The sequence below is a fragment of the Maribacter algarum (ex Zhang et al. 2020) genome, from assembly GCF_005885635.1.
GTDB lineage: Bacteria > Bacteroidota > Bacteroidia > Flavobacteriales > Flavobacteriaceae > Maribacter_C > Maribacter_C algarum.
Window position 1 is genome coordinate 329,340 of record NZ_VATY01000003.1, and the last position, 19,300, is coordinate 348,639.

Annotated in this window: 17 protein-coding genes; 12 read left to right on the forward strand and 5 right to left on the reverse strand. The window is 38.2% G+C overall.

What is annotated here, in order from left to right:
* The first annotated feature begins 1 nt into the window (after nt 1).
* Entirely contained in the window at nt 2–892 is an 891-nt protein-coding gene (locus tag FEE95_RS15095) for a DUF4249 family protein (protein ID WP_138658833.1), read from the forward strand.
* Between the two features lie 183 nt (nt 893–1,075).
* Here the strand turns inward: FEE95_RS15095 and FEE95_RS15100 are convergent, their stop codons facing one another.
* Nucleotides 1,076–1,612, reverse strand: a complete 537-nt coding sequence (locus FEE95_RS15100; protein ID WP_138658834.1) for a hypothetical protein — start codon at nt 1,610–1,612, stop codon at nt 1,076–1,078.
* Nucleotides 1,613–1,654: 42 nt separating this feature from the next.
* Nucleotides 1,655–3,259 carry a bacillithiol biosynthesis cysteine-adding enzyme BshC gene (bshC, locus tag FEE95_RS15105; protein WP_138658835.1) on the reverse strand — a complete coding sequence of 535 codons (1,605 nt, stop codon included), beginning with the start codon at nt 3,257–3,259 and terminating at the stop codon, nt 1,655–1,657.
* 173 nt (nt 3,260–3,432) lie between these two features.
* On the opposite strand from bshC, the gene FEE95_RS15110 reads away from it, so the two are divergent.
* The 9 genes from FEE95_RS15110 (at nt 3,433) to FEE95_RS15150 (ending at nt 13,517) form a co-directional block, all read left to right on the forward strand.
* The gene (locus FEE95_RS15110) at nt 3,433–5,886 is read left to right on the forward strand and encodes a M14 family metallopeptidase (protein WP_138658836.1); all 2,454 of its coding nucleotides are present in this window, start codon (nt 3,433–3,435) and stop codon (nt 5,884–5,886) included.
* Nucleotides 5,887–6,031: 145 nt separating this feature from the next.
* A complete protein-coding gene (locus FEE95_RS15115) occupies nt 6,032–6,520 on the forward strand; it encodes a hypothetical protein (RefSeq protein ID WP_138658837.1) in 489 nt (162 codons plus the stop codon).
* Between the two features lie 154 nt (nt 6,521–6,674).
* Nucleotides 6,675–7,133: a hypothetical protein gene (locus tag FEE95_RS15120; protein ID WP_138658838.1), complete on the forward strand. Its 459-nt coding sequence runs from the start codon at nt 6,675–6,677 to the stop codon at nt 7,131–7,133.
* 63 nt (nt 7,134–7,196) lie between these two features.
* Entirely contained in the window at nt 7,197–7,778 is a 582-nt protein-coding gene (locus FEE95_RS15125; RefSeq protein ID WP_138658839.1) for a hypothetical protein, read from the forward strand.
* Nucleotides 7,779–7,909: 131 nt separating this feature from the next.
* Nucleotides 7,910–8,266 carry a bleomycin resistance protein gene (locus FEE95_RS15130; RefSeq protein WP_138658840.1) on the forward strand — a complete coding sequence of 119 codons (357 nt, stop codon included), beginning with the start codon at nt 7,910–7,912 and terminating at the stop codon, nt 8,264–8,266.
* A gap of 78 nt (nt 8,267–8,344) precedes the next feature.
* A complete protein-coding gene (locus tag FEE95_RS15135; protein ID WP_138659203.1) occupies nt 8,345–10,150 on the forward strand; it encodes a Xaa-Pro dipeptidyl-peptidase in 1,806 nt (601 codons plus the stop codon).
* Nucleotides 10,151–10,160: 10 nt separating this feature from the next.
* The gene (locus FEE95_RS15140) at nt 10,161–10,568 is read left to right on the forward strand and encodes a hypothetical protein (protein WP_138658841.1); all 408 of its coding nucleotides are present in this window, start codon (nt 10,161–10,163) and stop codon (nt 10,566–10,568) included.
* A 4-nt stretch (nt 10,569–10,572) separates the two neighbouring features.
* Nucleotides 10,573–11,016: a J domain-containing protein gene (locus FEE95_RS15145; RefSeq protein WP_171037058.1), complete on the forward strand. Its 444-nt coding sequence runs from the start codon at nt 10,573–10,575 to the stop codon at nt 11,014–11,016.
* Nucleotides 11,017–11,450: 434 nt separating this feature from the next.
* Nucleotides 11,451–13,517 (forward strand): T9SS type A sorting domain-containing protein, encoded by a 2,067-nt coding sequence (locus FEE95_RS15150; protein WP_171037059.1) that lies wholly within the window; start codon nt 11,451–11,453, stop codon nt 13,515–13,517.
* Between the two features lie 51 nt (nt 13,518–13,568).
* On the opposite strand, the gene FEE95_RS15155 is transcribed toward FEE95_RS15150, so the two are convergent.
* Together FEE95_RS15155 and rimO are read right to left on the reverse strand one after the other, a co-directional pair.
* A complete protein-coding gene (locus FEE95_RS15155) occupies nt 13,569–14,891 on the reverse strand; it encodes a GntP family permease (protein WP_138658844.1) in 1,323 nt (440 codons plus the stop codon).
* A 141-nt stretch (nt 14,892–15,032) separates the two neighbouring features.
* Nucleotides 15,033–16,334 carry a 30S ribosomal protein S12 methylthiotransferase RimO gene (rimO, locus tag FEE95_RS15160; protein WP_138658845.1) on the reverse strand — a complete coding sequence of 434 codons (1,302 nt, stop codon included), beginning with the start codon at nt 16,332–16,334 and terminating at the stop codon, nt 15,033–15,035.
* Between the two features lie 123 nt (nt 16,335–16,457).
* Here rimO and FEE95_RS15165 point away from each other — a divergent pair, with 123 nt between their 5' ends.
* Both FEE95_RS15165 and FEE95_RS15170 read left to right on the forward strand, forming a co-directional pair.
* Nucleotides 16,458–17,582, forward strand: a complete 1,125-nt coding sequence (locus FEE95_RS15165) for a serine hydrolase domain-containing protein (RefSeq protein WP_138658846.1) — start codon at nt 16,458–16,460, stop codon at nt 17,580–17,582.
* A gap of 12 nt (nt 17,583–17,594) precedes the next feature.
* A complete protein-coding gene (locus FEE95_RS15170; protein ID WP_138658847.1) occupies nt 17,595–18,698 on the forward strand; it encodes a serine hydrolase domain-containing protein in 1,104 nt (367 codons plus the stop codon).
* Here FEE95_RS15170 and FEE95_RS15175 read toward each other — a convergent pair.
* A complete protein-coding gene (locus tag FEE95_RS15175; protein WP_138658848.1) occupies nt 18,695–19,243 on the reverse strand; it encodes a hypothetical protein in 549 nt (182 codons plus the stop codon). The two genes, FEE95_RS15170 and FEE95_RS15175, sit on opposite strands and share 4 nt — an antisense overlap.
* Between the last annotated feature and the right edge of the window lie 57 nt (nt 19,244–19,300).

Here is a 19,300-nt window from a genome sequence, read left to right on the forward strand (position 1 = left end):
CATGAAAAAGTATATCCTATTTTTTGCTGCGACACTAGTTATATTCACATCCTGCCAAAAAGTGGTTGATGCAAATGGATTGTTAGATATAGAGGCGAAAGTATTTATTACGGGTTATATTTCTCCACAGGATACCCTTCTTCGTGTTCATGTATCAAGGGCACTTCCCGTTTTTGGAACCCCTTTGAGCGTTCGAGACCAAGAAGCGAACCAAGATAAATTCTTAATCAAAGATGCGCAGGTTACCATTTCGGATGAAGCCGGTAATAGTACGAATTTATCGTATTCTGAAGAAGAAAGAACCTACTTCGTGGATGCCAGTACCTTGGCCATTGTAGCAAATCAAAGCTATTTTTTGAACGTTGTAGCGGATGGAGATACCTATACCGCTTCTTGCACAATTCCCACGAAAGTTGCTGAACTAAATGAACGTATCAATCTAAGAGAAAACAGTTTTGGTGGACAAGAGGTTGACATCAATCTTGCTTTTCAAGACGCCGAAGAAGGAAGGAGTTTTTACGTTATAGGTGGATTTGTTTCCACCACCTATCAAATTGAAAACGAGGAACCAGTTTCTTTTGTATTTGATTTATTCTTTGAGTCTGACGAGTTTCTATCTGATAATTTAGAAGATGGAGGCACTTTAGACGGAAGCGCTTTCTTTAACGTAGGTAATGATGTAAATGTTATAGAAAACCGGGTTACGCTACAGGTTGCACATGTTGAAGAAGCCCTATTTCAAAATCTAAAAACGGCTTCTACCAATGTTGATGCAGATGGGAATCCCTTTGTGGAATACGCTATCGCACCAAATAATATTCAAGAGGAAGGGGCAGTCGGCGTTTTTGCAGGGTATCAGCTAACCGAAAAAGTTGTCGAGCTAGACTTCTAAAAAGTAAAAGCTCGGGAACCACCCCGAGCTTTTCATCAAAATCAAAAACCAACCTAAACACATTAAACTGATTGATTATTTAACTAACTCAAGTAAATAATCATAGCAATTTGGTTATATAACAGCTGTGGAATAAAAAACCCTACTTGAATTTTGATTTTTTTTGAAAAATCTTAAAGTTTGCTATTTGGCCCAAAGTGGAATCGGGCCTTTAGTTTTAGATTTCACGGGGTACTCTACAAACCAACTTACCTCGGTTGGTCGTGAACGATGCCCTTGTATCGTATCTTGAAGTCTTTCTGTTGTAAGCCTATCGGAAAAGCCGTTTGTTCCAACCATCAATGTCCATTGCAGGTTTTCCCTAAAAACCATGTCCAAAGTATCTTTTTCCAAACCTGGGTTTTGACCAATAATAGGTTGAATTTGAGCGAATACCTCGTTGCTATTCGCAATGGTCAAGAATTGTGCGTCCGCAACATGCTCCACTGATTTTGTGGTATCCGATTGTCTTCTTCCTCCCCAACCTACCCTAACGGAATACCCCGAACGAACGGCTTCTATTAATTTTGCTTTACTTCCGAACAATGTTTCTCCCTTTTTACCACTGCGAAACACCAACTCCCAACCAGAACGAAAATCCTTTGATTGTTCAGTAGACTTCTGAACACAACCAAGGATTAAAAATGTCAAAACACAAATTATCCCCAATACTTTTTTCATCGTAGTATTATTTAAATGAAACAATATCTTATTGGGGAACTATTAAGCTGTTTTAATAATTGTAAACTCCAGTTCTAGGGGTTTCAAAGCCTTTATCAATGACGGAATCAAATCCTCTCCGAGCTCCAAGTACAATTCTGAAAAATTGAGATTACGTTCTTGTAGCGATTGCCCAGGGAAAAGTTCGTTTTGAATTTCGGTCATCCGTACGACATGGTCCTTCAATTTGCGTTTTTGCGCTTTTAAAAGCCGTTTCTCCAAATTATCGAGTCCTTTTTTCTGTTTAATTTCTTGAGCTTTTACCGCGCCTAAGAAGGAAGCATCCGTTCGTTCCGCAACTTCGTAGAGGGCTTTAAAATGCTCTTCCAGTACTTGTTTTTGCGGAGAAAAGTCAATATCAATATTTGAAATATTCCGTATTTTCTTGTTGATAAAACTGTGTTGCTTTAGAAATAAGTCGGCAACCGGAATATTCATTTTATCTAATTTGCCATGCTGTTTTTTGGTAATCGCCAAGACAGAATTCCGAAGTAACAAAACCGGAAAAGGAACCTTCATCGTTTCGAACATGGTTTTCAGTTCGAGCCAATAGGCCAGCTCCCCCCCTCCACCGATATAACAGAGGTTGGGTAGAATAACTTCTTGATACAATGGCCTTGCAATGACATTGGGAGAAAATCGCTCTGGGAAATCATCGATTTCTTTTAGCAATTCATTCTTCGTCCATGATTTTTCAGAATCTGCCAAGGTAAAAGTGTCTCCGCTGGCAATAATCCGTTCACGTATACCATCAATGAGATAGAAGTAATTGATTTCACGGGGATTCACTTGAATTCCATAGGCATCAGAAACAGAAGCTAAATTTTCAACAGATTCCGATACTTTTTGAAAAGAAATCTGTTCAAAAATATCTTGCTTGGCATATGGAATCATTAAGCGCTTTAGGTGCCTATCATCGCCATCCACTATGACTAAACCGGTTTCCCCAAAAAGTTCGTTTGCTAAGAAACGGGTAGCTTCCGTTAGGGTTTCGTGTTCGAGATAAGCGCTCTTGAATAAACGCTTTAAGGTTTCGGCATTTTTAGTGCTTCCCATTGCATTTGAAAAAGCATCAAAAACATCTTGAAGTCCATCAGTTTTTAGCTGGCCAACCGCTCCCGAAGCTTCTCGATTCCATTGTAATTTCTTTCCCTTGAAATTGAAGTAATTGATTTCATCAAAATCATGATCTTCGGTGGCCATCCAGTAGATGGGCACAAAATTAAATTTGGGGTATTTTTTCTTGAGCTGCGTAGTTAGGTTAATCGTAGAAACTATCTTGTACAAAAAGTATAGCGGACCAGTAAACAAATTCAATTGATGTCCTGTAACAATGGTAAAAGTTATAGGCTCTTTGAGTTGTTTTATATGCTCTTGCGTCTTCTTGGAAGTCTTGGTATTCGCATATTGATTTTGAAGTGAATTGTATAAAATCTCGCGATTCTCATCCGGAAAATTATTCCCTTTTTCCTCGATTTGACCCTTGAAATTTTCCAGTGTCGGAAAACGGTTGTAGAACGATTGCAATTCTTCTTTTTGATCTAAATAATCACAAATCAGTTCTGAAAAATAACCGGTATTCTTAAAGGGTAAACAGTCAATATCCATATGAAAACTAAAAATTCCGTGTAAATATAAAACTCCTTGATTTTAGAGTTCCTAAAAATACGTTAATTACCAATGGTAAGTCATCCTAAAAAGCATGCAAATCAAAGATTTTTGAATGCCGTTGCAACCAATATTCCTTATCTTTCTCTCTTCTCACTATCAAACTATTGTTCATGAAAAAATTACTACTGCTAGGCATTGCCCTATGTTCAGTTCTCACCTTCGCTCAAGAGCTGAAATCTCCTTCTGAGTTCTTAGGATACCAACTTGGAACCCAATTCACACGTCACCATGAGGTTGTCGATTACTACCAGTATTTGGCATCAGTTGCCAGTGATCGTGTACAATTACAAGAATATGGCAAAACCAATGAGCGTCGGCCTCTTTTACTTGCATATGTTAGTTCTGCGGAAAATATTCAGAATATAGAAAGCATACGTGAAGAACATTTAAAAGATATGAATGGAGGTGGCGACACATCAAAAGCTATTGTTTGGTTAAGTTACAATGTACATGGCAATGAAAGTGTAAGTACAGAAGCTTCAATGCAGACCATTTATGAATTGCTGACCAGCAAATCAGACTATTTAGAAAACACTGTCGTATTGATAGACCCCTGTATCAATCCAGATGGTCGTGACCGGTATGTAAACTGGTACAATGAAAATAAAAATTCACCTTACAATGTCGACCCGAATAGTAAAGAGCATCATGAAGGATGGTTAAATGGCCGAGCTAATCACTATATGTTTGATTTGAATCGTGATTGGGCCTGGTTGACTCAAATAGAAAGTCAGCAGCGTTTAAAATTTTTCAATAAGTGGTTGCCCCATGTTCATGTAGATTTTCATGAGCAGGGTGTTGACAATCCGTATTATTTTGCACCTGCAGCGGAACCTTTTCATGAAGTTATCACCGATTTTCAAAGAGATTTTCAAGTAACTATCGGGAAAAACCACGCGAAGTACTTCGACGCAAATGGATGGTTCTATTTTACCAAAGAACGTTTTGATTTGTTGTATCCTAGCTACGGAGATACCTATCCAACCATGAACGGAGGTATTGGTATGACCTACGAGCAAGGCGGAAGCGGACGTGCTGGCCTTGGCATAAAAACCGGCATTGGTGACACGCTTACTTTAAAAGATAGAATCGCCCACCATCATACAACCGGACTTTCCACTGTTGAAGTCGCTTCGAAAAATGCAAAAAAACTGAATGATGAGTTTAAGAAGTTTTACACCAATAAAACTTTTAAATACAAAAGTTATGCATTGAACGGCGATGAAGATAAAATAGACGCATTAACTGCCTTGTTGCAACAACACAATATCGAATACAATTGGGGAAAATCGGGAAGCGCAAAAGGTTTTTCCTATACGACAGGAAGAACAAAAAGTATACGCATGAGTGAAAAGAGTCTGGTCGTGCATACCGATCAGCCAAAAGGTACCTTGGTAAAGGTTTTGTTTGAACCCCGTGCCAAACTGAGTGACTCTGTCACCTACGATATTACCGCATGGTCCTTACCGTATGCATATGGATTGGATGCAGTCGCCTCGGAAGCAAAAGTAAATACGACATCAAGTTTGTCGGCTAAAGCACCTGGAGCGACCATAGATGAGGATACCTATGCCTACATAACCGATTGGAACAGCATGAACGATGCCCGTTTTCTAGCGGAATTGTTACAAGAAAAAATTCGGGTGCGCTTTTCACACAAGCCCTTTTCTATAAATGGTAAAAGCCACGAACGAGGGAGTCTCATCATTACCAAATCAGATAATAAGAATAACACCGATTTTGTAAAAACACTCAGTGCGGTTACCAAAAAACATGGAAAAATCTTAACCGCAACACAGACTGGTTTTGTAGATAGTGGAAAAGATTTCGGTTCAGGTTTTGTGCAGGTAATCGATGATGTCAAGGTTGCCATACTCTCAGGCGGACCGGCATCAACACTCCGTTTTGGGGAAATCTGGCACTTTTTCGAACAGCAATTGCATTATCCCGTAGCTGTAATCGACGCCGATTATATGAATCGGGTTGATTTCTCGGAATATGACGTTTTGATTTTACCCGGTGGATGGGGCTACAAAGGCTTTCTGACCAAAGACAAACTAAGGGACCTAAAAGAATGGGTCAGCAATGGTGGTAAACTAATCGCCATGAATGGTTCCATAAAAGCCCTTGCGGGCAAGGATGGTTTTTCAGTGGATTATAAAGAACAAGAAAAAGACAGTACTAAATCGGTCCGCCCGTTCGATGGTTCAGAACGTGAGCGTATCAAAAGTGCCATTACAGGCGCAATTTTCAAAACAAAAGTAGACAATACCCACCCCCTTGCCTATGGTTATGACAGTAGTTACTTCACCCTAAAGCTTGGTGATGATTCCTACGAGTATTTGACCAATGGTAATGTGGTGTATTTAGAAGAAGGCCAAAACAAGCCCGTTTCAGGTTTTGCCGGCAGCAAGGCCCAGGCAAAAATTGCCAAGACCTTGGTTTACGGTGTTGAAAATCATGGCAGGGGAAGTGTCATCTATATGGTCGACAACCCTTTATTCAGAGGTTTTTGGGAAAACGGAAAGCTACTCTTCGCCAATGCTCTTTTTATGGTGAATTAAATAATACTGATTTAAAAAATACATGCAGCTTATTTAGTAAAATGTATTCAAACAAAAGGTTTGATTATCTTGGCTCCAATAAATTTGATAGCATCAATGATGCTATCAAATTGTTATAAAACATTTAAATAGTCCTTAATAGAAAATGAGTAAATCGTGTACTTGTAAAAAATATTCAGCATTAAAACTAACTCGCGATGAAATTTCTATCCGAATTAAGGATAGTAGAAAAATAAAAAAACATCTTATAATTAAAAGCAAATCTGATAAGGGACATCATTTATATGTGTGCGAAATTTGTCAGCAATTGTGGCAATTAAGTAGCGCTTGGAATTGGGGAGGAAAGGATTATTTATTCAAAATTCCTGAAATAGAAATTGAAGATTGGAACCTAGAACCCTTTATCTCCCCTGCTGACTTGGTTATTTTTTCAGCTTCCATGGAATCGTATTTTGAAAAAAATAAATTAGTCGATTCCGAAAATGATTGTAAAAGAGAAGAATGCGATAAAAAAGCAATCTTAAAAGATGTGTTATGCAAAACTCATTTTATAGAAAGTTTACAGAGATTTGGACTATTACCAAAAAGTCCTGACGGCAAAATTTTTGAACCCTACACATATAACGTTAAGTAAAAAACGTTTTACATCAAATCCTAAAATTCATTGCTTGCGGATTTCCTAAACGGAAATCACGCACAAAAGGCTATCTTTAGGTCCGGCTGGATTGTCCTTCGGACGAATTACAGCAACGAACCTTAGCCCAACTGTTAGCATTAATTGGTATTGAATGAAGAGAAAAATTCTATCAACCCTAATCGGAACCTTAATTTTGTCTTGCGCAATAGCTCAGGACGGTTCAAACATTAAATACTATGAGCCGAATAATCTTGATAGCACATTAGTTGGAAAATTTTGTCACGTAGACTTTGGGAATGAATCATTTCAAGGACAAGCAATTGATACAATTCAAATCAATGTAAAAGGTCAACAAATGAAATTCTATGAACATAGGGAAGATACTGGATTTAACAATTGGTTTAATAAACAATATTTGATTCGATTAAAGGGTGAAAATCAGTTATCTACCCGCCTTCAGAATTCAACTATTGACAGTTTATCATCTGATAAAATATTTGTAACCAGTACTTTGAGTTATTACTCTAATGAATCACCAATTGAAACAATTACCGTGTTTCAACATTGGTATGAAAGGAAGGATATCTCGAAAGTGCTGATAAAAAATTAAAAAAATGCCAACCCTATCTGAAAATGCATTAAAACTCATTTTATCTTAAGTGTTGTACAAATTATGAAAAGAGCATTTTTACTACTATTATTCTTTTTGTTTTCGGCTGTAATTTACTCCCAGTCTTTACTTCAAGCAGCTACAAAAAACAGGTCAAATCTGGTGGCTAAAGAACCTGTTAAAATCTACTTAGACAACTACAAATTTAAAGCTAGGGAGTTTTATGGCTACTTAGGGTTCCTGGAAACGGATTTTTCTAAAAATGATACAACCGAACTAAAAGAATTGATTACTAAGGCAATGGATTCTGAACCCGATTTGACTAAATGGACGGAAAAGGAAATACCTAATAAAATCCTAGTTGAACCTGATAAATTTGTGAAGCCAAAAATCGGACTTGAAAAAATCAAATGGACAACTAAGGAAGAAAAAAAAGCCATTATAAAGGAAATTCGCAAATACAATAGAATGAAGGTGATGTGGCCAAGTTTTCCTCTTTATCTATCGAGACCTGTTTATTCTAAATCTGGTAACTATGCGCTAATTGGACTTGTTAATGGCGGGAGCACCGGAGCGGTTATTTTATATAAAAAAAAGGACGAAAAATGGACTGAAGTTGCGGATTTAAAAAGCTGGGTATACTAAAAATACTGTGCGCAATTATAGCCAAAATTGCTTGCTTGTGTCGCGAGATTTAGGAGCTTCGGACGAATCGCAGTATCGAAACTTCTAAATATTTGATAAGAAGAATTTTAAATCTAAATTAGAGGATAATTATGCTAACAGCCATCAATCCAAAATTACCAATGCGTGACAAAAATGTTACCAGGGAATATTATATCAATAAATTGGGGTTCAAACAGTTTGGAAGTGCTGACTATGAGGGTTATTTGATGTTGGAAAAAGACCAAATTCAAATTCACTTCTTTGAATTCAAAGAACTTGACCCCAAAGAGAATTATGGGCAGGTTTACATTAGAACTGATAATATTGATAGTTTTTACCAATCCTTGGTAGACGCTAAAACGGCCATTCACCCCAACGGACCATTGGAAACCAAACCTTGGGGACAAAAGGAGTTTTCCGTACTTGATCCCGATAGTAACTTATTGACTTTCGGACAAAGTATTTAGGAAAAACCTAGCTAAAAAATCAAGACCTAAACAAAAGACACTGTGAAATATTTTTTCAAGCCAGCTCTCTTTTTATCCATGCTACTAACTGTGGCAATCTCTGTAAACGGGCAAAACGTAGAAAAGTCCATTCCCATTTTTGAAAATGGAGAAGCACAAATTATCCCTGGATTTGAAGACCCCGAAAAATGGATTCGACATGATTTATGGGTTGAAGCAGAATTTGACACGGATGGTGATGGCAAGCTAGATAGAATGCATGTTTCCGTTACCAGACCACATCAAACAGAATCTGAAGGACTTAAATTACCTATTGTGTATGTTTCTAGTCCGTATTTTGCAGGCGTGGCACCTGATGTTGAAGGTGCTTTTTGGAATGTGAAGCATGAATTAGGAACGCTTCCAGAGGAACATGCCCACCCAGATGTTGTTCGAACCGGCCAGAGGCCTATCATTTCAAATTCCCATATTAAAACTTGGGTACCCAGAGGATACATAGTAGTACACTCCTCATCACCCGGAACCGGACTTTCACAAGGCGCACCAACCGTTGGTGGAGATAATGAATCATTGGCTCCTAAGGCAGTTATCGATTGGTTATGCGGTCGCGTACCGGGTTACAGTTCCCTAGAGGGAACCGAAAAGGTGGAAGCATTTTGGTCTACGGGCAAAGTAGGTATGACCGGGACCTCTTATAATGGAACGATTCCCTTAGCTGCAGCGACAACAGGGGTTGATGGGCTTGAAGCCATTATTCCCATTGCTCCAAACACTTCCTATTATCACTATTACCGATCGAATGGCTTAGTGAGATCTCCCGGCGGATATTTGGGAGAGGATATTACTGTGCTTTACGATTTTATTCATAGTGGTGATGAATCAAAACGCGCTTATAACAATGCAACAGTGCGGGATACAGAAATGAAAAAAGGCATGGACAGAATAACAGGCGATTATAATGATTTCTGGGCTGGACGGGATTATTTAAATGATATGAAACCGATGAAGGCAGCTTTATTGATGTCTCACGGATTTAACGACTGGAACGTAATGCCAGAACATAGCTATCGAATTTATAAGGCCGCGAAAGATAAGGGATTGCCTAGTCAAATTTATTATCACCAAAATGGGCATGGTGGACCTCCGCCTATGAAAATAATGAACAGATGGTTTACAAGGTATTTGCACGGAGTTGAAAATGGAGTGGAAAATGATTCGAGCGCATGGATTGTACGCGAAAATGACGAACGAGAAAAGCCTACTGCCTATGCGGATTATCCCAATCCGGAAGCATCAGACGTGGTGCTTTATCTAAAACCGGGCGCTCCTGAGAAAGGAAGTTTAAGCACTGAGAAATCCAAAGGTCAGGGCACTGAAAAATTGGTTGACAATTATTCTTTTACCGGCGGCTCATTGGTTCAAGCAGAAATTACGAATCATAGATTGCTATATGTAACACCCAAATTATCGGAGGCAGTTCATATATCTGGCACACCAAAAGTTACCGTTACGCTTTCCAGCAGTAAACCAGCGGCAAATCTTTCGGTTTGGTTAGTTTCATTACCATGGAATGAAGGAAGAAAAACAAAGATTACAGATAACATTATCACGCGTGGTTGGGCAGATCCTCAAAATCATAAATCGCTTACCGAAAGTGAACCCTTGGTTCCTGGAAAGTTCTATGAAGTTTATTTTGATTTAATGCCTGATGATCAAATCATCGCTAAAGGACAACAAATCGGACTTATGATATTTTCAAGTGATAAGGAGTTCACGCTTTGGCCCGAACCTGGCACCGAACTTAGGATCGACTTAGATGCAACGAATCTTACCTTGCCGTTAGTGGGAGGTATAGAAGCCTTTAATAAAGCCATAACAAATTAAAACTAAAACTATGAATCCAATACTTAGAAATGTCTTAGCCGTCATTTTGGGTTGGTTTGGCGGTAGCCTTATCAATATGGGTCTTGTACGAATTGGGAGCAGTGTAATGCCCATACCAGGTGTTGACACGAATGATTTGAACGCACTTGCCGAAGCCATGCCCACATTGGATTTCAAATACTTTATTTTTCCTTTTTTAGCCCATGCATTAGGAACACTAGTTGGTGCGGCTCTTGCTTATAGAATAGCAGCCAACCACAAAATGAAATTTGCTTGGGCTATTGGTGGTTTATTCCTTTTAGGTGGAATTGCAGTCAACTATATGTTACCAGGTCCTACTTGGTTTGCTATAGCGGACATAGTTCTGGCTTACCTTCCTATGGCATGGCTTGGTAGAAAAATAGCTGGCAAATTATAAGGAATTGAAGGACTACTACAAAATACTTACTGTTGAAAGATCGGACAGCTCCGCAACTATCAAAAGGGTTTTTCGAAAATTAGCACTGACGCTCCATCCTGATATTAATAAGGCACCAAATGCACAGCAACAATTCGTTGACCTAAATGAAGCCTATCAGGTTTTACGAAATCCTATAAAGAGAAAACAATACAACCGGCTTCTCGATAACGAAAAAATCAAAAAAGAGGCCTATAAGAGAAACGCTAGAAAACAAAATTCTAGGGAATCGAGTATAAATTTCTCTGCGAAAAAAGGAAAAAAGAGAGGAGAAAAATTCGCATCAGAATCGGGTAAAAAATTTAAACGAAGAACTAACAGGTGGAAATCTAGCTTTTTGGTCGACGTTTTTATAGAAATCACATTTAGGGCACTTTGGGCTTTGATTAGCTCCATTTTTGATTTCTAAATAGTCTGATTACCCGAATTGCCAGCCCTATGGCACAGAAAATTAATGTCATAGCCGATACCCCAAGCACCAATGCCCCAATGTTTTGTAATTGATTTCCTTGCTTGACATCCATGCTTGTTAATTGTAGCTCTCTCCTTGGCAAAATTCCACTTTTGCAAGTTCTACCCTTCCCTACTTAATTTGTCCGTTTCCTTTCCTTGTTTACTCACTATCAATACTATAGTGCTCATTTCTTCGTTAAAAACTAGTGCTTTATGCAATTCAATTAGCCAAAATTCAACCAAAAAAGCGAAATGATTTTCAATAAAAGATTTAGAATTAAAAATTATAGAATAAAAACATTTTTTAAAACCAGTATACTTTTAAAATTTGTTTTGCTTTCAAATTTGGTCTGCGGCCAAACCACCTACAACTCTCAATATATTGTTAATATGCCCAATGAACTTGGGGAGCTCTATAATTTTCAATCTTCAAATAAAATACAGCAATCATTTCGAATGAATATGGATGATGTAAATGCTACTTCAGCGGCGATTCAATACCTGCTTCTAAATACTGATAATAAAAGTCCTGGGGTAAACTTTGGGCAACTTCGTATTAATTTTTACGAAGGTACCATTGGTAATATAGGACCACTTATTTATACCCAACCTTACACTTTTGAATTTATTGATGTTGAAATAGGTTTTGCCTATCCCCCAGAGGGAACCAAAATATATACCATTACAGGCAACCTAGAATTGGATGCGGGTATGGACTATGTTTTAGAAATAGAAGCTCCGGTCGACTATGACAGTCCTTGGTTTGGTTTCAAAACTACTCAGTCTGACATAGGTTCGTCCAATCTAGGTAATCGTGATATATGGATGAAACTTTACGGAAGTGTAACTACAAATACGAACACTTCCATTACGGTAGCAAGCGATGAGAATTCTAAGTACTATTTGGATACATATTCCAATTTTTTTTCAACCAAATTATTGAACAAATTCGAACCTGAAAATGTACGTATCAACTCTTCCCTTGCTGGAAATTTAGAATACCGCTCTTCAAATGATTCAACACTACGCGTGGAAATTATAGAGCAAGAAAGTGGAGTAAATGATAAAATTGAATTGATGGGTCTAGATGATGGTAAAGCATTAGTATATATCGTTCATGAAAATGATACCATTAGTCATCTAAATACAACTATTACAACTAAAAGAATAGTACCTATTTCTTACCAATACATTAAATATCCCGGAGAGTCGACTCATGATTTTCAAACGGCATTTACTCCAATTACAGAGCGTGTAAGCGACATGTATAACTTGGCCAATGTATCTCTTAACTTTACAGATCAGGGAATTATTGAGTACGAATGGGATTTAAATGGGGATGGAGGGAGTTATACTTTAAATAGAGAGGAATACTTGTCTGCTGCGGATCAAGTAATAAATTCCAATTCTTATTTTTCTAATCTTTTTATATTACGTCATAATAAAACGGATAGCTATTTTGGAGGATCGAATGGTGGAGGTTCATCTTTCGGTTTTGGACAAGAAGCTACACCACCAAGATATGGATGGGTGGCCTTCCACTTGTTCAGAACTAATAAAAGTCTTGGAGGGACTTTAGCACACGAATTGGGGCATAATTTCGGATTATCCCACTACTCATCTAACAATGCACTTGGTATAGAAGCATCGAATGACCTATTCAATCTTATGCGAACAGGAAGACAAAAGAATTTTATTTATGATTTTCAATGGGACATAATCCACAGTACAATTAAATTTCTGGAAACTCAGGATGAGTTAAATGACACACGTAACACTGCTCTTGTCAATAATTTTGAAGATACTAATATTGAGACGGGTATTACTAATTTTCAACTTACTGCAACCACAAACTCAGATTCAGAAATTGTTTATAAACTAGTTTCAGGAAATAACATAAGCGTTGATAAGACGGGTAACATTCAAATTTTAAATGAAGGTGAGGCAGAAATAATGGCATATACCTATGCAACAGAAGAATATCTAGCTACATCTGAGAAAATTACTATAACAGTAGGGAATCTGTCAGATGTCGAAGAAGAAGAAGAAGAAATCGAGGAGGAAGAAGAAGAAGAAGAAGAAGAAGAAATCGAAGAGGAAGAAGAAGTTGTGAATGAAGAGGAAATTGAGGAGGAAGAGGAAGTAGAGGAGGAAAGTGAAACCATAGAAAGTGAAGAAGAAGATGTAAACATCGATGAAGTTGAAGATATAGAAAGTGAGGAAGATAGGTTAATAGAGATTTACCCGAACCCTACTGAAGGATTATTAAATATAGATTTAAAAACAACGGAAAATGTAAGCATCCGTATTTTTGATGCTAAAGGGAAAATTATTTACGAGAAACAGAGCTTTAATACCACATCACAAAAAATCATGTTAAATGAAAGTTCGGGACTTTATTTTGTGAAAGTCTTTACAGCGAATGAAGCTAAAACATATAAATTAATTTTGAAGTAATTATTTACCAGCAAAGGCGCTATTACATGGCAAAGGCTTTTAAAAAAAACGTTAACTCAAAACCTGCGTAGTAAAAAAAATCAACAACATCGCCGACAGCCCAAGTACCAATGTTCCCATGGTTTGTACTTGATTTCCTTGCTTGACATCCATGCCTGTGAGTTGGGTCAGCACCCAAAAGAAACTATCGTTGGCATGAGAGACTACTGTTGAACCAGCACCAATAGCCAATACGGTCATCGTTTTCATAAATGCATCTTCTAAACCTAGGGCAGGCATCATTGGTGCCACGATTGAAGCTGTAGTAATCAAAGCCACTGTTGATGACCCTTGCGCTGTTTTTAAGCAAGCTGCTAAAAGAAAAGGAAGGAAAAGTCCGATGGACATTCCTGAAAAATAGTCTTTGATAAAATCAGCCATTCCTGAATTTTGGAGCATAGCCCCGAAAATTCCGCCAGCACCCGTAATTAGAATAATAGGTGCGGCAATGCGGACTGCATCGCCAAACCATCCTGTTGCAGAGAATACGTTTTCATCCAATTTCTTCGGTAAAAACAAGGTTAATAATACACCGACTAAAAGAGCAATTACCGGACTCCCAAAGAACTGAATAACTGGATAAACCGAAGAGGTTGATAAATTCAATTCCGGATAATCGAAAACCGATTTTACCACAATCAAAACTATCGGAACCAATATCGCCAACAGCGACAAAGAAAGTTTTGGTTTGTGTAACGAATCGCCTGAAGTCTCCATAATGATTGGCACTTTGACCTTAGCCGCAATCTTTGTGGCAAAAAAATAGCTGGGTATAAGGGATAGTGAACTGATGATTAGTCCCCAAATGATAACATTACCCAATTCAGCCCCTAAAATTCCGGCGGCAGCTATGGGGCCCGGAGTCGGGGGTACCATGACGTGAGTGGCGGTTAATCCTAGAGCTAATGCCGCGGTCGTTCCGGCATAGGCAACTTTGGCCTTGTCAGAAAGTGCCTTGTTCAAAGAATTCATTATGATAAACGCGCTATCAGCAAAAACGGGAATAGACAAGAGGTAGCCAGTCAACATCATTGCCAAATGAATCGACTTCTCCCCGATAAGTTTGATTAGTCTTGTGGCGATGACCATTGCGCCACCTGATTTTTCCAAAATCGTTCCGATGACCACACCAAAGAAAATAATTAGTCCGATTTTGCCCATAATACTCCCAAAACCGTCGTTGACGGCTGAGATGATTTGAGTAACATTCATTCCAGTAATGAATCCATAAAGCATGGCTGCAAAAAGCAGCACGAAAAAAGGATGAATTTTAAAACGTACAATACCAACTACAATAAGAGCAATGGAAATCAGTAATCCGATAAGAAAAATCATAGTGTTAAGTTTGAAGGGTTGGTCTAAACACTAAAATTAAGAATTAATATAGCACGATCCTTTTACATATGAGTAATTATCAAAAGCATATGTCTTAATACTTTACGAGCTTATAAACGTCCTCAAACTATGGTCCGAATATTATGCAGGCTCAGCGTATAAATCGAAGTCCGCAGCTTCAGTAACCTTTAAATTTACAAACTCCCCTTGTTTCAGATAATGCTTTGTAGCATCAACCAAGACTTCATTATCCACATCGGGAGAATCAAATTCTGTTCTGCCAATAAAGTAATTGCCCTCTTTTCGGTCAATAATACAGCGGAAAGTTTGTCCTATTTTTTGTTGGTTCAATTCCCATGATATTTGAGATTGAATCTCCATAATTTGATTGGCACGGTCTTGTTTTACTTCTTCGGGCACATCATCCTCTAAAGTATAGGCATGGGTATTCTCTTCGTGACTATACGTAAAGCAGCCCAAACGTTCAAAACGCATGTCTTCAACCCATTTCTTTAAGGTTTGGAAGTCTTCTTCTGTTTCCCCGGGATATCCAACAATTAAAGTCGTACGAATCGTCATTTCAGGAACAGCAGCTCGAAAATCTTGTAGGAGTTTTGTCGTCTTAGCCTGAGTAGTTCCACGACGCATACTTTTCAAGATGGAATCGGAGATGTGCTGCAACGGAATATCCAAGTAATTACAGATTTTAGACTCGCGTTTCATAACGTCCAAAACGTCTAAGGGGAAACCCGTTGGGAATGCATAGTGCAAACGAATCCATTCGATTCCTTCAACTTTTACTAAGGCTTCTAGAAGTTCAGCAAGGTTTCGCTTTTTGTATAGGTCTAATCCGTAATAGGTCAAATCTTGCGCGATTAGAATCAATTCTTTGACTCCCTTAGCAGCTAATTTCTCGGACTCTGTAACCAAATCCTCAATTTTCTTACTGCGGTGCTTTCCTCTCATAATCGGAATTGCACAAAAAGAACAAGGCCGGTCACAACCTTCTGCTATTTTTAAAAAGGCATAGTTCTTAGGAGTTGTTGTCAATCGCTCACCAATCAACTCGTGCTTGTAATCCGCACCTAGTGCTTTTAACAAATTGGGGAGCTCACTAGTACCGAAATACTCGTCTACATTAGGAATTTCCTTTTGTAAATCTGGTTTATAGCGCTCGCTTAAACATCCGGTTACGAAAACTTTGTCGACATCTCCGGCCTCCTTTTTTTGAACGTATTCCAAAATGGTATTTACACTTTCCTCTTTTGCATTTGCGATAAATCCGCAGGTATTTATAACCACTACATTGCCTTCTTCTTCGTGAACGACCTCCTTATCATTAGCGCGAAGCTGCCCCATGAGTACCTCTGAATCATATACATTTTTAGAGCAACCTAGGGTAACTACGTTGATTTTATTCTTTTTAATGGATTTCGTGCGCATAACAATTTTCTGGTTTGCAAAAATACAACAAGCTCAATGAACAAAAGGACTTCTACACGAATTATTGAATTTTTACGTTAAACCATTGTTAGCCAATCAAGTCCAATACCAAAACCCTACACCATGAAAGCCCAAATCGTTTTTTTAGCCATACTATTCTTTAGTGTATTTACGAGCTGTTCTAAAGATTCCAATACAGAAAATCAAATCGATGAAGATCAAATCGAAGAATCCGATGATGTCATGGAAACGGAAGAAGAGGAAGTAGCAATGTACTTTCCACCTGTTGATTCAGATACTTGGGAAGCAACCACCATTGAAGAATTGGAATGGAATGAATCCGCAAAACAACCTTTATTGGATTTTCTCGAGGAAAATAACACCAAGAGCTTTATGGTGCTGCACGAAGGTAAAATTGTACTAGAAGAATATTTTGACAACCATTCAGCTACTAACCCTTGGTATTGGGCAAGTGCTGGAAAAACCCTGACTTCAACCACAGTAGGTATTGCACAAGACCAAGGTCTGCTCAACATCGATGATAAGGTCTCAGATTACTTGGGTACAGGATGGACGAGCGCCGCTGCTGATAAAGAAGCAATAATTACCAATAAGCACCTCTTATCAATGAGTTCAGGACTGGATGACAGTTTAGGAGATGATGTTTCACCGAGCAATCTGCAATATGTCGCCGATGCGGGAACAAGATGGGCTTATCATAATGTCTATGTAAAACTACAAGATGTTGTAGCCGCAGCAAGCGACAGTAACTGGTCGGACTATTTCAACACGGCATTAAGAGATAAAATCGGCATGACAGGCACATGGATCGACTCTGGTGAAGGTCTAAGTGTTTATTGGAGTAATACCCGAAGCATGGCTCGATTTGGTTTACTGGTTGCTGCCAATGGGAAATGGGAAGACAATCAAATCGTGACGAAAACATTTCTTCAGGAAGCTACGGAAACCTCGCAGGACATCAATTTATCATACGGGTATATGTGGTGGTTAAATGGCAAAGATTCCTACGGATTACCTCAAACGCAACTGAAATTTGATGGATCTTTAGTGGCCGATGCGCCAGCTGATATGTATTCTGCTTTGGGTAAAAATGACCAAAAAATATATATTGTCCCGAGCGAAAAGTTAGTTGTAATACGCATGGGAAATGCTGCAGATGATAGCAATTTCGCCCTGTCAAGCTTTGACAATGCACTTTGGGAGAAAATTACCAATCTAATTCAATAAACATTCAGTCGAATGAAAACCTTACGTTATATACTTCTTCTTATTTCTTTCTTGGTAATTTTAAGTTGTTCAAAGGATAACACCGAAACCATAAATTCAATAATCAATCCTGATCCAATAGGATTGTATTTTCCTCCAATCAATTCTAATGAATGGGAGGGAGTAACTGCCGCACAATTGAATTGGAATGAAACCAACATTCAAGATTTATTGGATTACCTCGAAACAAAAGATACAAAAGGATTCATTGTTTTAGAAAATGGTCGTATCGTTATTGAAGAGTATTTTAATGGTCATTCACAAAATGATGTATTGTTTTGGAATTCAGCTGCTAAGAGTCTAACGGCAGCTATTGTAGGAATCACGCAGGATGAGGCACTGTTAAATATAAACGACAAAACATCAAATTACTTAGGCGATAGCTGGAGTTCATTATCACAGGAGAAAGAAGATTTAATAACTGTTGCCCATCATTTGAGTATGAGTACAGGCTTGGACGAAAAGCTAGACCAACCTCTGGTATGGACTTGTACAAACCCAAATTGTTTGGACTATTCAGCCGATGCCGGAACGCGATGGGCCTATCATCAAGGTGCTTTCTCTTTACTTTTTGATATTGTTGAAGATGCCACTGCTATGGACTTTGAAGACTATGCAAATTTAAAGTTAGCCGATAAAATTGGTATGGAAGGAGCTTGGAAAAAGCAATTGTACCTCCACCGGTTTGAGAGTGATACCCGAAGCATGGCTCGTTTTGGCCTACTTATGATGAACAAGGGAACATGGAATGAAGAATCTATTTTAAGTGAGAGTTATTTCAATGAAATGACAAATACCTCTCAAGATTTAAACAAATCGTATGGCTATTTGTGGTGGCTCAATGGGAAAGATAATTATATGGGTACTTCTTCTCAGGAGGTTGTTCTTGGCTCTTTGATACCCAACGCTCCAGATGATTTGTATTCAGCGTTAGGAGCTAATGATCAAAAAATTTATGTTGTTCCTAGTCGCAATCTTGTTATCATACGAATGGGTGATAGCGCCAACGAAGCACAATTGGGACCTTCCAGTTTTGACAATGAACTATGGGGAAAAATCAATGCGGTTATCAATTAATATTCTTTTTCTTTTTTTAGATTCCCATCAGCATCATAAAATTTCCACAGACCAATCTTTGTCCCATTCATTTTATGCCCCTCTTTATACAAATAGGTATCACATAATCGAAAGGAATACCTATAATATTTTTCAAAAGTCTTGAACTTTAGACACTCCTCAGAATCTAAAAACTCAAATGCTGATTTTGCTGTAGTGTCGAACTCCAATAATTTAATTTCACAGCTCAAACTTCCGGTGCCATCATAAATTTTGGTATCAAATGGAACCCCATAGTCATCAAACTTCCATGTACCAGATAAAGATCCATCCCTGAAATATTCCTCGTAATCGCCGATATATTGATAAAATACATAGTCTTCTGTATGAAATCTTGCTACAACAGTCTTGAACTTAATATTTCCATTTTTGTATCTGGCAACAGAATCATAAACAATCGTAGGCTTTAATTGTTCCTTAAACTTCTCATAGCGTTCGGAAAACTGTACCTGGCCGTAACCATCACAACAAAAGCTTAAAAGAAAAATTAGAGGAAGGTATCTCATAATAATTGCCTTGTACTTGCAAACGAACAATTATTATGCCTATTGTAGTAATCTAAT

Excerpts from the sequence above, each read along its gene's own strand:
- FEE95_RS15095 (WP_138658833.1), top strand. The coding sequence starts at position 2 with ATGAAAAAGTATATCCTATTTTTTGCTGCGACACTAGTTATATTCACA.
- FEE95_RS15100 (WP_138658834.1), bottom strand. The coding sequence starts at position 1,612 with ATGAAAAAAGTATTGGGGATAATTTGTGTTTTGACATTTTTAATCCTT.
- bshC (WP_138658835.1), bottom strand. The coding sequence starts at position 3,259 with ATGGATATTGACTGTTTACCCTTTAAGAATACCGGTTATTTTTCAGAA.
- FEE95_RS15110 (WP_138658836.1), top strand. The coding sequence starts at position 3,433 with ATGAAAAAATTACTACTGCTAGGCATTGCCCTATGTTCAGTTCTCACC.
- FEE95_RS15115 (WP_138658837.1), top strand. The coding sequence starts at position 6,032 with ATGAGTAAATCGTGTACTTGTAAAAAATATTCAGCATTAAAACTAACT.
- FEE95_RS15120 (WP_138658838.1), top strand. The coding sequence starts at position 6,675 with ATGAAGAGAAAAATTCTATCAACCCTAATCGGAACCTTAATTTTGTCT.
- FEE95_RS15125 (WP_138658839.1), top strand. The coding sequence starts at position 7,197 with ATGAAAAGAGCATTTTTACTACTATTATTCTTTTTGTTTTCGGCTGTA.
- FEE95_RS15130 (WP_138658840.1), top strand. The coding sequence starts at position 7,910 with ATGCTAACAGCCATCAATCCAAAATTACCAATGCGTGACAAAAATGTT.
- FEE95_RS15135 (WP_138659203.1), top strand. The coding sequence starts at position 8,345 with ATGCTACTAACTGTGGCAATCTCTGTAAACGGGCAAAACGTAGAAAAG.
- FEE95_RS15140 (WP_138658841.1), top strand. The coding sequence starts at position 10,161 with ATGAATCCAATACTTAGAAATGTCTTAGCCGTCATTTTGGGTTGGTTT.
- FEE95_RS15150 (WP_171037059.1), top strand. The coding sequence starts at position 11,451 with ATGCCCAATGAACTTGGGGAGCTCTATAATTTTCAATCTTCAAATAAA.
- FEE95_RS15155 (WP_138658844.1), bottom strand. The coding sequence starts at position 14,891 with ATGATTTTTCTTATCGGATTACTGATTTCCATTGCTCTTATTGTAGTT.
- rimO (WP_138658845.1), bottom strand. The coding sequence starts at position 16,334 with ATGCGCACGAAATCCATTAAAAAGAATAAAATCAACGTAGTTACCCTA.
- FEE95_RS15165 (WP_138658846.1), top strand. The coding sequence starts at position 16,458 with ATGAAAGCCCAAATCGTTTTTTTAGCCATACTATTCTTTAGTGTATTT.
- FEE95_RS15170 (WP_138658847.1), top strand. The coding sequence starts at position 17,595 with ATGAAAACCTTACGTTATATACTTCTTCTTATTTCTTTCTTGGTAATT.
- FEE95_RS15175 (WP_138658848.1), bottom strand. The coding sequence starts at position 19,243 with ATGAGATACCTTCCTCTAATTTTTCTTTTAAGCTTTTGTTGTGATGGT.